The organism is Micromonospora sp. NPDC049114 (assembly GCF_040648635.1).
In the GTDB taxonomy this organism is placed as follows: domain Bacteria; phylum Actinomycetota; class Actinomycetes; order Mycobacteriales; family Micromonosporaceae; genus Micromonospora.
Genome location: NZ_JBEZEA010000003.1, coordinates 85,977 through 101,094, shown reverse-complemented (window position 1 = coordinate 101,094; position 15,118 = coordinate 85,977). Strand labels below are relative to the sequence as shown.

Sequence of the window (15,118 nt, the reverse complement as noted above, 5' to 3'; positions counted from 1 at the left end):
ACGCCCGTGGTCGGTGCGTCAGGGCCGGCCCGGCAGTAGCGTTGGGGACGTGCTTCCGGTCGCGCTCACCTGTCCGCTGTGGTGGGTGGCGCGCTGGGCTACGCGGGTGCTGACCAGCCTCGCCGCGGTCGCGGCCCTGGCGGTCGGCGCGAGCCCGTCCTCGGCCGCCGTGCCACCGGTGAGCGCCGTGCCACCCCTGAGCGCCGTGCCAGAGGCTGCCGTGCGCCCGGCCTCGGCGGTCGGTGCGAGTGCCGCCGAGGAGTTCGTCCCGGCCGGGTCGTTCGACGCGCAACCGGCACCGCCCGTCGACCAGGGCACCATCGCGACCGGCGTGCTGCCGGTGTCCGCGGCCGGGTCCGACCGGCTGCCTCTCGTCGACGCTTCGCGGAGCTGGGCTCCCCGGGGTCCGCCCCGGCGCTGAGTCACCGGGACACGCGTCCCGTCGTCGCGCCCTGTCGATCCGCCTGCTCCGACCCCGCCGATCCGTGGCCCGCCGTGGCCACGTCGCCGGGGCTCCCCCGCTTTGCTCTCCCCGAGGAGCCGACCGTGGAGACTGCCGTCTTCTACCAGTTCGTGACCGAGGTGCCGCAGGCCGCCGCCATCTGGTCGACCCTGTTCCTGCTGGCACTGGGCGTACTCGCCGTGCTGGTCGCCCGCCTGGGGGACCGCCCCGCGGACGACCCGGTCCCGGCCGCGCCGACCGCCCGCGAGGTGGCCGCGGCCGAAGCCGACGACCTGCGCCGGTACGCCGAGGAGGTGGCCGTCGCCGCGACCGGCGCCGCCAGGACGGCCCGGCGGCGACGCGATGCCTGGCTCACCGCTCAGGAACACGTGGAGCGGGCCTGGCTGAGGTACGACGAGGCGGACACCGCCGCCCGCCGCTTCGTCGGCTCTGACGTGCTGCCCACTCCGCACACCCCGCGGACACCCGCCGAGTACGCCTCCCGGGAGCGCTACCTGCACCGTGCGGCGATGGCGGCGTACTGGCGGGGCGATCTGACCATGGCGCAGCTCAGTGACGTGTTCGCCCACCGGCGCGGCTGGGATTCCCGGCGGCACCCGGCCGAGCAGGAGGTGCTGCTCAGCCGGGCGATCCGGGACGCGAGACTGGCCGACTACCGGGCCGCCGCCACCGCGGAGCGGGCCGCCTGGCGGGACGCGGAACTGGCCGCCGAGTCGGCGCGCACCCTTGCCGAGGAGGCGTACGCGGCAACGGCGCGGCTGCGGCCCAGCCCGGCCCTCGCCCGACCCGGGGCGAGCGGGGCGTCCCGTCCCGCCCCCGTGGCACGGTGGCGCCCGGCTAGCGCGAGTTGAGCCTGATCCGTTACGTGAGCCCGGTCACGTCGTTCGGAATTCGGGCGTCCGACGCGTTGTGCTCGATATTTCCCGTGATTGTGGCGCGTTATCGGCGGCCTGTCCGGTTGTCGCCCATAGGCGTCTCCGTAACCGGTTGTCCCATCGAGTCACATCATCGGCAATACGCGCAGAAATTGCTGCACCGAATCGGGTTTACGCAGGCGAACCTGGCTTGGCAGGCTGCGAACAGGCCAGTAGTGTCGTCCCGTCCGGTGCGGTAACCGATCGCAACAGGCGACGCCGCGCCGACCCGCTCAATCGTGATTAACGAACCGGGGACCCATCAGTAAGTCTGGGGTGAATCCGCGAGCCACGGCCCGCGGTAGGGCGATCTTCCCGCCCGAATCCGTCAGCTAACCCGGTAGGCGGTGTCGGAAGGAGTTCCAAACCCGTGCAGCACCTTTCCACCCCTCGGTTGTTCCCACGCCTCCACGGCGCAGCGGTGCCCCCGCTCATCCGTCCAGTGACGGTGAGCTGACCCCCGGGTCATCGCCTTTCCCGCCCGGTCCCGCCGGGCGTTTCCCTGAGCGGTTCACCATCCGCGGACCACTGTCCGCGCGCTGGCGCCTGCCCGGATACCGGTCCGGCCCGTGGGTGTGCCGCTCTCCCCCGATCCGTGGAGGACCCCGTGAAGCACACCATGCAGCGTCAGCTCCGTCGCCTGGCGACCGAGCGCCGGTACCAGATCGTCGCCACCTCCGCCGCGGCCCTCGTGATCGCCACGACCACCGGCGCCCTGCTCACCGGCGCCGACGACGCGCCGGCCAACCACCGCACCGCGACCACTGTCGCCGAGATGCGCAGTGACACCGCCGTTCCCCTCGGCGACGCGCGCGACGCGTCCCCCAGCGCCGCGCCGACGACCGCCGCCCCAGCCACCAGCGCCGCGTCGCCCGCCGCCAAGGCCAGCGCCAACCCGGACCTGACCCGCAAGCCGCAGCCGCCGAAGCCGCCCGCGACCAAGGTGCTCGACTACGACTACGAGGCGCAGAACACGTACTACAACTGCGGCCCCGCGGCCACCCGCAACGCGCTCAGCGCCACCGGCATCGACCGCACCCAGGAGGAACTCGGTGCCGAGCTGGGCACCACCGAGATGGGCACCAACTCGGCCGAGGACACCACCCGAGCGCTCAACGCCGAGGTGAAGGGCTCCCCGTACCGGACCCGGATGTTCGCCGGCACGCCCAGCCCGGCCCAGATGGACCGGCTCCAGGCCGATGTGGTCAAGGCCATCACCGACGGCCGGGGCGTGGTGGCCAACGTCGTCGGCGACGCCACCGACACCGACGGCGGCTGGCACTCCTACGGCGGCGGTCACTACGTCGCTGTCGTGGGGTACAAGGACAACGGCCGGACCGTGCGGATCGCCGACTCGGCGAACCCGGCCGACCCGTCCTACTGGATCACCACGATCGACCTTGCCAACTGGATGGCCACCCGCGGGTACTCCGCCTGACCCAGGCACGTAGACCGCCGCGGGCGTCGTCCCCCACAAGGGGCCGGCGCCCGCGGCCGCATTCCGGCAGCCGCCATCGACGACTCTCGTACCCGGCCGCGAACCGTGGCAGACTGCGGCCGTGGTGGATGAATCGGGTGGCCGCACCGGTCGCCGGCCCGTCCTGCTGCTGCTGCACGGGATGGGGGCAACCGGAGACGTCTGGCTGCCGTGGGCGCCGTTGCTGGAGCAGCACTGGCCGGGGCGGTGGCTCGCACCGGACCTCGCCGGCCACGGCTGGTCGGCCCCGTTGCCGTCGTACTCCTTTGCTGGTTTCGCCGCCCGGATCGCCGCCGGCCTCGCCCCCGACGACCGGCTCGTCGTGCTCGGGCACTCGCTGGGCGGGGTGGTCGGCCTGGCGCTGGCCGCCCGCGCCGCAGGGACACCTGTGGACGCGGTGGTCGGGCTCGGCATCAAGGCGCTCTGGTCGCCCGCTGAGCTGGCCCGCGCCGCTGAGCTCGCCGCATACCCGGTGAGCTGGTTCGCCAGCCGCACCGAGGCGGCCCGCCGCTACCTGCGCGTCTCCGGGTTGGGCGGCCTGGTCCCGCCGGATCATCCGATGGTGGACGCCGGGTTGCGTCAGGTCGACGGCCGGTGGCGCCTCGCCATGGACCCGACAGCCTTCGGCGTCGGCGAGCCCGACCTGGCCGCGTTGCTGGCGGCGACCGACGTGCCGGTGGTGCTGGCCCGCGGGGAACACGACCCGATGGTCACCGACGAGCAGCTCAAGGCGTACGGCGTACCTGTCGCCACGCTGCCCGGTCTCGGCCACAACGCACACGTGCAGGACCCGGCGGCCGTGCTGGCGCTGCTCGACCCGTACCAACGTGGGTGAGCTGGATGCGGTGGCTGGTCACCTGGCTCCGAGCGTCCGACGGACCCGGCCGGCGACGGCCTGCTTGATCCGCTCGCGCAGCGACTTCGCGTGGAGGGTCCTGACCTTCTCCTGGAGCGTCCGGGTTTCGTCCCGCAGCCACTGGATGCGCGTCAGCAACTCCTCGGGAGAGTAGGCGGAGACCGGCCGGACCGCAGGGGGGTAGACGGTCTGACGGACCTGCTCGTCGAAGCGGATGGCGCTGTCTCCGTCGGCGAACGAGAGGCCGAGGTCGTGCTTGGCGAGGAACGCGGTGATCCGCTCGAAGCGCTCCTTGTGGCCGTCGTTCAGGGCCGTGTAGTCGGCTTCCGCATAGAGCTGGGCAGCGTCGACGTCGGCCGGCACATCGCGCAACAACCGGTGCGGGATGTCGAAGTATCGGGCCAGCTCCAGGGTGCGCGAGTCGTGCGCCAGCAGATAGCCGGGGATGCCCGAGATCAGCGCCGTGATGGTGCCGTGGATCCGGGTGCCGAAGGCGAAGTCGAACCCGGAGAGATACTCCATCCAGGGCCACGGGTCCATGAACATCCGCACCTTGTCCTCGACGAAGAGCGGGTGCGAGGTGTGGATCGGCATGTCGGCGGTCATTCCCCGCAGCTGCGGCGCGTCGCCGTAGAGCAGGGTGCCGAGGGTGTAGAGGTCCTGTGCCACGTAGCGCAGGTTCGGGTAGCGCCGGTGGTGGTGCAGGACGAGGGGGGCCAGCGCCTTGACGTACGGCGAGATGACGAACGCGAGCCGGTCGTCGACGCCCAGGGTCGCCTTCGTCTTCTCGATGCGCAGGCTGTCGCCGTGCAGGAACATCGACGGGCAGCCGATCTGCTCGACAGCCGAGAAACCCAGCTTGCGGAGGTAGTTCTCGGTGATCTCGCCGCGTACGCCGATGCTGTGCGAGCGGTCGAGCACCGCCCGGCAGAATGCGCTGACCGGCTCGTCGATCGGGCGGAGCTGCTCCAGGTCGCCGTCCACGTCGGTCTGCGCCCCGACTCCGAGCACCACCACCGGGATCTTCAGCCGTTCGATCAGCCGAGTCATCGACGTCAGCTGCTTTGCGTAGTCATGGCGGAACGCGTTGGCCAGTGGTATCACGAAGACGTCGTACTTCTCGTTGATCTCGTCGGCATCGCGTGGGTCCGCCCGGAAGCGCGACGGGGTGATCTCAGCCGCGGAGGTGGCCAGGAGCTTGTGCGCGGCGTGGCTGAAGACCAGATTGCCGGTGTTCTTACCGATCCAGTCCCGCTCGTACGTCTCCTCGGCGCTGAGGACGTGGAACGGGCCCTTGCGGGCGCGCAGCAGGATCCGCTGATGCATCGGTGGCTCCACCTCTCGTCCGGCGGCGGTGGCGTCCGACCCCGGAGATCGTCCGGCAATGTTCCGGGAGGCGGCACATCTTCACCTCCAGGCCTCGCGATACTAGGCCACCGTCCGGCCCGTGCCCGCACGCGGCGAGCGTGCCGCCGTCGCTGCGGAGCAGCGTGTGGGAGGCGAGCCGGCCCGGCGGCTCAGGTGGTGGGGGAGACCGGCACCAGGTTCGGCTCGACCGGCCGTCCGGGAGGCGGCGGGGTCCAGTCCGGCTCCAGCTCGCGCCGGGCGGCGTCCAGGAACGCGTCGGCGTACGACTCGGCCGGGAAGTCACCGAGGTAGCGCCGCCGGGTCGCCCAGCGCCCCGGTGCCATCGGGTCGGCGCCGAGCAGCTGGCCCAGCACCTCGTCCAGGTTCGTCATGTCCCGGTGCAGCACGTAGCCCGCGCCGGCCAGCGGGAACCGCTCGGTGAACCGGTCACCCTCGCCGCTCATGTCGGTCACCGCGAAGGGCTTGCCGGAGTAGAGGTAGTCCGAGATCACCCCGGAGACATCGGAGATCAGCGCGTCGGAGCGGTTCACGCACTCCACCAGGCTCAGGTCGCGGCCGGCGGCGCCCCAGACGTGCGGCCGGCCGGTTCGCGCCCGGTCAGCCGCGAGCATTTCGGTGAGCCGACCCAGCTGCCGCGCCGATGCCGGGTTCTGCGTGGTGTACGGGTGAGCGCGCAGGATGACCGTCGCGCCCCGGTCGAGCAGCTTGCGCAGCATCGGTTCGGCAACCGGCAGCGAGCAGTAGTCCGCGTCCGCGTGGTGTCCCGTCCAGGTCGGGGTGTAGAGCACCGTGCGGGGTGCCTCGGCAGCCAGGGGCTCCGGGCGTACGTTGATCGACTCGACCTGCGGGCGGCCCACTATCACGAACTTCTCCGCCGGGATCTGCACCCCGGCCCGGGCGTACCTGTCGATTGCGGCCGGGCCGGCCACGAAGATCCGGTCGAAGATTCCCGACACCGGGTTGGCGCTCGGCGCCTTGTCGCTGTCGCCGTGGTGGAGCTGAATGTGGGTGAGCTGGGTGAAGCGGATGCAGTGGCTGTTCTTCGCACCGTGGTTGACATAGAACGCCACCCGCAGGCTCGGCGCCAGCGCCTCGTCCATCGCCCGCAGGGTGGGGCAGTAGACCACTGGCGCATCGGTAGCTGCGGCGATCGGGGCCAGGAACTCCGGCTCCCTCAGCACGACCATGAACGGCCGGCCGATCCGCTCCAGGTACGGCAGCCACATGGTGACCTGGTACTCCGAGCCGGGAGGCGCGGAGAAGTAGAGCAGGAACTCCGGCTGGTGCCGGCGCAACGCCCGGCCCACCGCCCCGCCGCCTGCCGGCGGCCGGAACCGGCGCCGGGCCAGACCCAGCGCGATCGTGCCGGCGCCGGCGCCGACCAGCAGGGCCGCCGCGAGAGCGACCAGGGCCGGCATGGTCGCCGCGGCGGCCAGCGCCACCACGGCGAGGAGCGCGAGCAGCGCGTCGCCGAGGTGCGTGGCGATCAGCGTCGTCCAGGACCGCACCGGCAGGTTGGCCGCCTGGATCTCCTGGTTGCCGGCGTGCCGCAGCGGGCCCACCAGCAGCACCAGCCCGAGCAGCACCAGCGCGGCGGCGGCCAGCGCGGGGTCGAACCCACCGTCCAGCCGTCGGGCGTAGCCGACCAGGACGGCGGCGGCGATCAGTGTCGTCTCGGCGGCGGTGTCCGCGCCCTTGCGGATCCGTCGCTCGGCGGCGGTGGCGACGAGGGCGGCGACCGCCAGCGCCAGCCCCCAACCGGTCGCCCCGGTCAGCGCCACGACCAGGAAGGCCAGCACGGCCAGCCCGATGCTCAGGCACCGTGCGATCAGTTTTCGGACCAGGTCACCACGCATGTCGCTCCGTTCACCATCGTCCCGGTCAGCAGTGCTCGGCCGTCAGCCGACAGTCGCCGAGGCGGCGTTGGTCTCGTCGGCCAGCCGCGGCCTCTGGGCCGGCACGGCCTGCGCCGCTTCGCCCGGCGCCCGGCGCACGTCGATGACCTGCCCGGTGAGTGCCGAGATCAGCACGTCCAGTGACGACTGGGCGACGGCCTCCGCGGCGAGCAGGGTGTGCTCCGGCTCCTCGCCGAAGGCCCGCGTCCGCATCGGGGTGGCGGTCCGCTCCGGGTTGATGCAGTTGACGCGTACGCCAAGGTCGGCCCATTCGTCGGCGAGCGCCTGGGTGAGGTTGACCAGGGCGGCCTTGGTGGACGAGTAGAGCGCGTAGCGGGCCCGTCCCCGGGTGTAGGAGCTGGACGTGTAGAGCAGCAGCTGGCCCTTGGTCTGCTGCAGGTACGGCAGGGCCTGGCGGGCGATGGTCACCGGGCCGACGAAGTTGACCTGCAACAGCCGGTCCATCGTCTCCTCGTCCATGTCGGCGAGGGCGCCCTTCTCCAGGATGCCGGCGGTCACCACCACGTGGTCGATCCGGCCGGTGGCCTCGAAGGCGGTCGTCAGCGCGGCCTCGACGTCCCCGGCCCGCTCCACGTGGGTGCCGGTGGTGGAACGGCTGAACGGGAAGACCTGGGCGCCGTAGCGACGGGCCAGCTCGGTCAGCTCGTGGCCGATGCCGTAGCTGCCGCCGAACACGACGATGGTGCGGCCGGTCAGCTCCTCGCTGTAGCTGCGGTGGTCGGTCAGCCGGGGCGCCTGCGCCGCGGCGAGCTGGAAGAGCTTGTCCGCCAGGTGCACGTCGACCGGGTGGGTGACCTTGATGTTCTCGTCCGAACCGTCGATCACCTTGATCGGCGTGCCGGGCAGGTAGCGCAGCACCACACCGCAGTCGTCGGTGGCGGCGAAGTTCGGGTCGCCCTCGGCGATCCGGTACGCCTCGCGGATGGTGGGGGAGCGGAACGCCTGCGGGGTCTGGCCGCGGCGCAGTGCGGAGCGGACCGGGATGTCGGTGATGCAGTCGTTCTCGTCGACCTGGATGATCGTGTCCGCCGACGGGATGGCCACGTCGACCGCGGAGTAGCTCCAGAGCGCGTTCACGCACTCGCGGACGATCCGGCCGCTGACCAGGGGCCGCACCGCGTCGTGGAAGAGGATGTTGACGTCGCCGTCGCCGACCGCGTCGAGGGCGATGCGGGTGGTGGCGTTGCGGGTGTCGCCACCCTCGATCACCTTGGTCACCTTGCGGAAGCCGGCCTTGTCGACGATCTGCTGAGCGTCGGGGACGTGCCCGGTCGCCATCAGCACGATGATCTCGTCGATCTCCGGCGCGGCCTCGAAGATGCCCAGCGTGTGCTCGATGATCGGCTTACCGGCGATCTTCAGCAGCTGCTTGGGGATGCCGAGCCCGAGTCGTGTCCCCGTACCCCCGGCGAGGATCACCGCCACTGTCCGCGAGGGGCGCCAGAGTGCCGGGCTCGCCGGCGTGGCACCCGGTGCGGGGCTGTGATCCTGAGTCATTCTGCCGGTCCTCACTTCCACCGAAAGGGTGTTTTGTGCGTCGATGACGAGATATGAGCTGTGGGCGACGCTCCGGAAACCTTAGCGCCTACGACTGACCGCACCGACCGGGCGAGTGTGCGCCCGACCGATGCGGTCGTCGACCTGTCTACTTCGCTTCGTACGCGTTGCAGACCTCGTCGGTCGGGCCGTCCATCTTCAGGACGCCACCCTCCAGCCAGATGGTCCGCTCGCAGGTGTCCCGGATCGAGCCGATCGAGTGGCTCACCAGAAAGACGGTGCCGGCGCTGTCGCGCAGTTCGCGGACCCGCTCTTCGCTGCGGCCCCGGAACTTGCGGTCGCCGGTGGCGAGCGCCTCGTCGATGAGCAGCACGTCGTGCTTCTTGGCCGAGGAGATGGCGAAGCGCAGCCGGGCGCCCATGCCGGAGGAGTAGGTGCGCATCGGCAACGAGGCGAAGTCGCCCCGTTCGTTGATCCCGGAGAACTCGATGATCTCCGGGGCCAGCCGCTTCACCTCCTCCGGCGGCATGCCCATGGCCAGACAGCCGAGCACCACGTTGCGCTCGCCGGAGAGGTCGTTGAGCAGGGCCGCGTTCACGCCGAGCAGCGAGGGCTGGCCGAGCGTGTAGACCGCGCCCCGGGCCGGTGGGAGCAGCCCGGCGATGGCCCGCAGCAGGGTCGACTTGCCGGAGCCGTTGCTGCCGATCAGCCCGATGGCCTCACCCTGGTACGCGGTGAAGCTCACGCCCTTGACCGCGTGCACCTCGCGGATGTTCGGCGCGTTGGTGCGGGACACGATGCGCTTGAGGGCGGAGACCGGACTGGTGGTGCCGGTGGCGCCCTTGTGGATCTTGTAGATCACGTGCACGTCGTCCACCACGACGGTGGGCACGCGCCCCGTGTCCACCACTGCGGCGTCCACCGCGGGCAGGGTCTGCTCAGCCACGGCCGTACTCCTTCTCTCCGCGCCAGAAGTAAACGAACCCACCGAAGCCGACGGCCACTGCCCAGCCCGCGGCGAGGAGCCACAGCCGAGTCGGCGAGGACGCGATGTGAGCGGGGTACGCCGATTCGAGCAGTGAATACCGGGCCAGCTCGATGTAGACCAGGATCGGGTTGGACTCCAGCGCGGTCGCCGCCCAGCCGGGAAGCCGCTCCGCGAAGAGCGTGACGCTGTAGAGCACGCCGGAGCCGTAGAGCCAGGCCCGCATCACGAAGGGCATGACCTGCTTCAGGTCGGTGACCTTCGAGCCGATCCGGGCCATGATCATGGTCAGCCCGATGTTGAAGATCGCCTGGAGGAGCAGCGTTGGCGCGATCAGCAGCCAGCGGAAGGTGATCGGCTCCCCGGTGGCCAGCACGATCGCGGCCAGCACCAACATCGACATGAGCAGCTGCTGGAACTGCACCAGCGTGACCGTGATCGGCAGGGCGGCACGCGGGAAGTGCAGCGCGCGGATCAACCCCAGGTTGCCCGTGATCGCGCTGGTGCCCTGCAGCGCCGCGCTCTGGGTGAACGTGAAGATGAAGATGCCGGTGCAGAGGTAGGCGATGAAGTTCGGCACGTGCCGGTCCTGCGCCACGATCACGCCGAAGATCAGGTAGTAGACCGCCGCGTTGGTGAGCGGGGTCAGCACCTGCCACAGCTGGCCAAGTTGCGTGTTGCTGAACGACGACGCGACCTTCGCCCGCGAGTACGCGGACATGAAGTGTCGATACGACCACAGCTGGCGGGCGTACGCGCCCAGGGACGGAGGTTCCCCGGCGACCTTCAGCCCGTACCGCTGCGCGAGTTGGGCGCGGGTCAGCCCGGATTCGAGGTCGGCCACCGCGGTGTTGGCCATGGTGAGGCGCTCCGATCTTTCGTGCTGATGGGGAGCAATGAGGATGTGTCGCGGCGATGAAATCTAGCGTGGCCGGTATCGGGAGGCCGCTCCGCTGCTGCGTGGAAGGTAGTGGAAAACACGTCAGGACGCAACCGTAGCGTCGTTGCGCTACATTGTCCCACGTGACGACCGAGAAGAGGCGTGCTCCCGCCGGTGCGGCCGTTCTTCGCGACGACATCACCACGGCCATCCGCCGAGCCGTCATGCAGGAACTCGCGCAGACCGGCTACGGCCGGTTCTCCGTCGAGGCGGTCGCCCGACGGGCAGGTGTCAGCAAGACGGCGATCTATCGGCGGTGGCGTTCGAAACTGGAGCTGGTGCTCGACATGGTGACCGCGGTCGCCGGGAAAAGGCTGCCGCTGCTCGACACCGGCAGCCTGCAGGGCGACGTCCAGCTGCTGCTCATGGTCGCCTCGGGGGCCCTTGGCCACCCGCTGGCCTCGCAGATCATTCCGGACCTGCTGGCCGAGGCGGCGCGCAACCCGCAGATCGCGGAGACCCTGCAGCGGGCGCTGCGCGACTACCAGGTCCGGATCGGGGACATGGTCGTCGGCCAGGCGGTCGACCGGGGAGAGTTGCCGGCCGGCACCGACCCGTCGGCGGCGATCGATCTGATCATCGGCCCGATCTACTGGCGGCTCGCGATCTCCCGCTCGCCGCTGGACACCACCGAGCTGACGAACATGGCTAACGCGATCGTGGCCGCGTTGCGGATAACATGTGCTGGTTTGGTGGAGAGTGGGCCCCCCGCAATGCCCGCCCAGTGACCGAGCCCACCCGAGCAGGCCGGCACGTGAAGCTCGCGCCCGTACGAGTCGCCGCATACCTCGACGGGCTAGTATCGCCAACCGAACCCCCGCCTGCACCGTCTAGACCCAGGAGGACCCCCCATGGCTGGGCAGAACCCAGACTTCATCCCACCGGCACGTCCGATCATCGGTGAAGCTGAGATCGAGGCGGCTGTGCGGGTGCTGCGCAGCGGAAAGGTGGTGCAGGGGCCCGAGGTGGCGGCGTTCGAGGAGGAGTTCGGCGAGCTCGTCGACGGTCGGCACTGCGTCGCCGTCAACTCCGGCACCTCGGCGCTCCAGCTGACCCTGATGGCGCTCGGGTTCGGCCCCGGCGACGAGGTCATCGTGCCCTCGTTCTCCTTCGCGGCCAGCGGCAACGCCGTCCGACTGGTGGGTGCTGAGCCGGTCTTCGTCGACATCGAGGCGGGCAGCTTCTGCGTCGACCCGGAGGCGGTCGCCGCGGCGATCACCCCGCGCACCGTCGCGATCATGCCGGTGCACCTCTACGGCCACCCCGCCGCGATGGACCGGATCATGGCGATCGCCGAGCAGCACGGCCTCGCCGTCGTCGAGGATGCCGCCCAGGCGCACGGGGCAAGCCTGCACGGCACCCCGGTCGGCGCCTTCGGCACCGCCGGCTGCTTCAGCTTCTACCCCACCAAGAACATGCACTCCCTGGAGGGCGGCATGATCAGCACCGGGGACGCCGGGCTCGCCCGCACCCTGCGGCTGCTGCGCAACCAGGGCATGGAGCAGCGCTACGCCAACGAGATCGTGGGCGCCAACATGCGGATGACCGACGTGGCGGCGGCCATCGGTCGCGTGCAACTGACCCAGCTCGGCGAGTGGACCGAGCAGCGTCGCGCGAACGCGAAGTTCCTCGACTCCACCATCACCGGCCTGGTCACCCCGCCGGTGGCCGACGGCGCCCGGCACGTCTACCACCAGTACACGGTGCGCGCGCGGGGCGACCGGGACGCCACCCAGCAGCGCCTGACCGAGCTGGGTATCGGCAACGCCGTCTACTACCCGACGCCGATCCACCGGCTCAAGCCCTACCTCAACGAGGACGGCAAGCCCGGCCCGTGGGAGCTGCCGGAGACCGAGCGGGCCGCCGCCGAGGTGATCTCACTGCCGGTGCACCCGTCGTTGACCCAGGTCGAGCTCGACCGGATCGCCGAAGGCGCGAACCTCGCCGGGGGTGCCCGATGAAGGAGCGGAGCAAGCTGCGCGCCGGCCTGATCGGTCTCGGTGCGATGGGTCGCAACCACGCCCGGGTGCTCTCCAACCTGGACGGTGTCGAGCTGGTCGGTGTCGTCGACCCGGCCGGCGACGTCACCGGTACGCTCCGGGCCCCGGTGGTCCCCGAGCTCGGTGACCTGCTGGCGATGGGCGTCGACTACGCGGTGGTCGCCTGTCCGACCGCGCTGCACGAACGGGTCGGCCTGGAGCTGGCAGCCAACGGGGTGTGCGCGCTGATCGAGAAGCCGCTGGCCCAGTCGGTCGAGACGGCCACCCGGCTGGTCGAGGCGTTCGAGTCCGCAGGTCTGGTCGCCGGCGTCGGTCACATCGAGCGCTACAACCCGGCGCTGCAGAGCCTGCGTACCCGGCTGGAGGCCGGTGAGCTGGGCGAGGTCTTCCAGGTCGTCACCCGGCGCCAGGGCCCGTTCCCGCACCGGATCGCCGACGTCGGCGTGGTGATGGACCTGGCCACCCACGACATTGATCTGACCGCGTGGGTGACCGCTCAGGAGTACGCATCGGTCTCGGCGCGAACGGTCTCCCGTAGTGGCCGGCTGCACGAGGACATGGTCGCCGTTGTCGGCCAGCTCTCCGACGGCACGATGGTCAACCACCTGGTCAACTGGCTGAGCCCGCTCAAGGAGCGGTCCACAGTGATCACCGGTGACAAGGGCTGCTTCGTCGCCGACACGCTCACCGCCGACCTCACCTTCTACGCCAACGCCGCCATCGACACCGAGTGGGAGGCGCTGCGCGCCTTCCGTGGCGTGGCCGAGGGCGACATGGTCCGCTTCGCCATCCCGAAGCGGGAGCCGCTGCTCGTCGAGCACGAGCGGTTCCGGGACGCGGTCGAGGGCAAGGAGAGCGACATCGTCACCCTGCGGCAGGGTCTGCGTACCGTCCAGGTCGCGGCGGCGCTGCTGGAGTCGGCCGCCGACGGCAAGGTCGTGTCGGTCGTGCCCGGCGGCAGCGACGCGGAGCCTGCACTGCGATGAGCCCGGCGCCGGCTCGGCGGGTGGTCTCGGCGGTGCGGCGGCGGGTTCCCCGGCGATTGCGTATCGCGCTCCGCCGTGCCGCCGAAGGCACGCGGCCCTTCCAGACCCCTTCGGTACGCGAGCTCTGTGAGCTTCCCGCTGGTACGCCGCTGCTGGTGCACGCGGGCGGGGTCGCCGGTGACCGGGCGCTGGCCGGCGTGGTACGCGCCATGGCCCGGTTGCCCGAGTTCCACCTGGCGCTGGTCCGCGGCGAGGCCGAGCGGGCGGCCACCGAGGACCTGATCCGCCAGGCCGGCAAGGCCCGGCGGCGGATCCACGAGGTGCCGCGCCCGAGCACGATGACGGCGGCGTTCCTCGCGTCGGCGGACGTGGCCGTGTTCGGGTTCGAGCCGGACGCCGGTCTCGCGCTGCTCGACACCTACCTCGCCGCCGGGCTGCGCGTCGTCGCCGCGGACAGCCGGGCGGCCCGCGAGCACCTGGCCCGGCACCGGGCCGGCGACTTCTTCGCGCCCGGCTCGCTGCCCTCCTTCACGAAGGCGGTGGAGCGGGCCCGGCAGCGCGGCGACGAGCCGCCGGCACCGGACGAGCCGCCGGTCGCGCCGATCGAGGCTGGCACCCCGGGCCCCTGGCGGGCGCTCGGCGCCGGTCCGGTCCGGTTGGGACTGGGCACTGCCAACTACGCCGGGCAACTTTCCGCCCTGGCGGTGGCGATCACCGCCGCGCGGGCGGACGTCGGCATCGAACTGGTGATGGCCAAGCCGCCGGCCACCTATCGCTATCCGGCCGACCGCTACCTGAACTACCCGGGCGAGCACCGGCTCGACGTGCAGACGGAGCAGGCACGCCGGGTGCTCGGCTGGTACACGCACCTGATCGTGGACGCGTTCCGCCCGGTGCTCGGCCGGGGCAACGGCGACGACATCTCCGCTGACCTGCCCGCGCTGCGCCGGGCCCGGCTCAAGGTCGCGTTGCTGGCGCACGGCAGCGAGATCCGCCATCCGGGCGCGCACCTTAAGCGGCATGCCGAGTCCGCGTTCCGGGACGCGGACTCCGAACTGCGCGAGCGGCTCACCACGGTGGCCGAGCGAAACCGGCGCACCGCCGAGGAGAGCGGCCTGCCGATCTTCGTGACCACCCCCGACCTGCTGGACGACGTGCCGTTCGCGACCTGGGCGCCGCTGGTAGTGGACGTCGACGCGTGGGCCTGTGACCGCACGGTGCTCGAACGGCCCCGCCCGGTGGTGCTGCACGCGCCGTCGAGTCGCTGGACCAAGGGCACTGACCGGCTGCTGCCCCGCTTGCAGGAGCTGCATGACCAGGGACGGATCGAGCTACGGCTGGTGGAGGGACTGCCCTACAGCGAGATGCGCCGGCAGGTGCACGACGCCGACATCATCGTCGACCAACTCGTGATGGGCAGCTACTGCACGTTCTCCTGCGAGGGGATGGCCGCCGGCAAGGTGGTGGTGGCGTATCTCAGCGAGAGCGCGCACCGCGCGGCCGGCGTCCAGCCGCCGATCGCGAACTCCACGCCCACCACGCTCGTCAAGACGATCGAGTCGCTGCTCGACGACCGTGCCGGGGCGGCGGCCCTCGCTGCGGAGGGTCTCCGTTATGTCCGCGAACACCACGACGGCCGGCGCACCGCGCAGGTCTTCGACTCTTTCCTCCGGTGATCGACGCCGGTCGTCACCGCGGCGACCGGCGACCGCTGAT

General features: G+C 71.2%; 13 protein-coding genes and 1 riboswitch. Of the genes, 8 read left to right on the top strand and 5 right to left on the bottom strand.

The genetic code is table 11. The features are described from left to right. Positions 1-49: 49 nt before the first annotated feature. From AB0B39_RS13365 to AB0B39_RS13350, 4 genes are all read left to right on the top strand, one after another. Entirely contained in the window at positions 50-421 is a 372-nt protein-coding gene (locus AB0B39_RS13365) for a hypothetical protein (RefSeq protein ID WP_357574430.1), read from the top strand. 125 nt (positions 422-546) lie between these two features. Then, positions 547-1,314 carry a hypothetical protein gene (locus AB0B39_RS13360; protein ID WP_357574429.1) on the top strand — a complete coding sequence of 256 codons (768 nt, stop codon included), beginning with the start codon at positions 547-549 and terminating at the stop codon, positions 1,312-1,314. 283 nt (positions 1,315-1,597) lie between these two features. Next, positions 1,598-1,739, top strand: a riboswitch (cyclic di-AMP (ydaO/yuaA leader). A gap of 233 nt (positions 1,740-1,972) precedes the next feature. Further along, positions 1,973-2,815 carry a C39 family peptidase gene (locus AB0B39_RS13355; RefSeq protein ID WP_357495097.1) on the top strand — a complete coding sequence of 281 codons (843 nt, stop codon included), beginning with the start codon at positions 1,973-1,975 and terminating at the stop codon, positions 2,813-2,815. A 121-nt stretch (positions 2,816-2,936) separates the two neighbouring features. Next, the gene (locus AB0B39_RS13350; RefSeq protein ID WP_357495095.1) at positions 2,937-3,689 is read left to right on the top strand and encodes an alpha/beta hydrolase; all 753 of its coding nucleotides are present in this window, start codon (positions 2,937-2,939) and stop codon (positions 3,687-3,689) included. An 18-nt stretch (positions 3,690-3,707) separates the two neighbouring features. Here AB0B39_RS13350 and AB0B39_RS13345 read toward each other — a convergent pair whose 3' ends face one another. The 5 genes from AB0B39_RS13345 to AB0B39_RS13325 all read right to left on the bottom strand — a co-directional run bounded on the left by AB0B39_RS13345 (position 3,708) and on the right by AB0B39_RS13325 (position 10,335). After that, complete coding sequence (locus AB0B39_RS13345) at positions 3,708-5,036, bottom strand: polysaccharide pyruvyl transferase family protein (protein WP_357495093.1); 1,329 nt, start codon at positions 5,034-5,036, stop codon at positions 3,708-3,710. Positions 5,037-5,227: 191 nt separating this feature from the next. Further along, entirely contained in the window at positions 5,228-6,934 is a 1,707-nt protein-coding gene (locus AB0B39_RS13340) for a CDP-glycerol glycerophosphotransferase family protein (RefSeq protein WP_357574428.1), read from the bottom strand. 42 nt (positions 6,935-6,976) lie between these two features. Beyond that, the gene (locus tag AB0B39_RS13335) at positions 6,977-8,491 is read right to left on the bottom strand and encodes a bifunctional cytidylyltransferase/SDR family oxidoreductase (RefSeq protein ID WP_357574427.1); all 1,515 of its coding nucleotides are present in this window, start codon (positions 8,489-8,491) and stop codon (positions 6,977-6,979) included. Positions 8,492-8,639: 148 nt separating this feature from the next. After that, positions 8,640-9,437, bottom strand: coding sequence for an ABC transporter ATP-binding protein (locus tag AB0B39_RS13330; RefSeq protein WP_357574426.1), 798 nt, complete (start codon positions 9,435-9,437; stop codon positions 8,640-8,642). After that, the gene (locus AB0B39_RS13325) at positions 9,430-10,335 is read right to left on the bottom strand and encodes an ABC transporter permease (protein WP_234582202.1); all 906 of its coding nucleotides are present in this window, start codon (positions 10,333-10,335) and stop codon (positions 9,430-9,432) included. Before AB0B39_RS13325 ends, AB0B39_RS13330 begins: the two co-directional genes overlap by 8 nt. 164 nt (positions 10,336-10,499) lie before the next feature. Between AB0B39_RS13325 and AB0B39_RS13320 the strand changes: the two genes are divergently transcribed. The 4 genes from AB0B39_RS13320 to AB0B39_RS13305 all read left to right on the top strand — a co-directional run bounded on the left by AB0B39_RS13320 (position 10,500) and on the right by AB0B39_RS13305 (position 15,078). Next, a complete protein-coding gene (locus AB0B39_RS13320; protein WP_357495083.1) occupies positions 10,500-11,144 on the top strand; it encodes a TetR/AcrR family transcriptional regulator in 645 nt (214 codons plus the stop codon). Between the two features lie 123 nt (positions 11,145-11,267). Then, positions 11,268-12,377, top strand: a complete 1,110-nt coding sequence (locus tag AB0B39_RS13315) for a DegT/DnrJ/EryC1/StrS family aminotransferase (protein WP_357495081.1) — start codon at positions 11,268-11,270, stop codon at positions 12,375-12,377. Then, positions 12,374-13,402, top strand: coding sequence for a Gfo/Idh/MocA family oxidoreductase (locus AB0B39_RS13310; protein WP_234582199.1), 1,029 nt, complete (start codon positions 12,374-12,376; stop codon positions 13,400-13,402). Before AB0B39_RS13315 ends, AB0B39_RS13310 begins: the two co-directional genes overlap by 4 nt. Continuing rightward, complete coding sequence (locus AB0B39_RS13305) at positions 13,399-15,078, top strand: glycosyl transferase family 1 (RefSeq protein ID WP_357495079.1); 1,680 nt, start codon at positions 13,399-13,401, stop codon at positions 15,076-15,078. The genes AB0B39_RS13310 and AB0B39_RS13305 overlap by 4 nt, the downstream gene beginning before the upstream one ends. Positions 15,079-15,118: the final 40 nt, after the last annotated feature.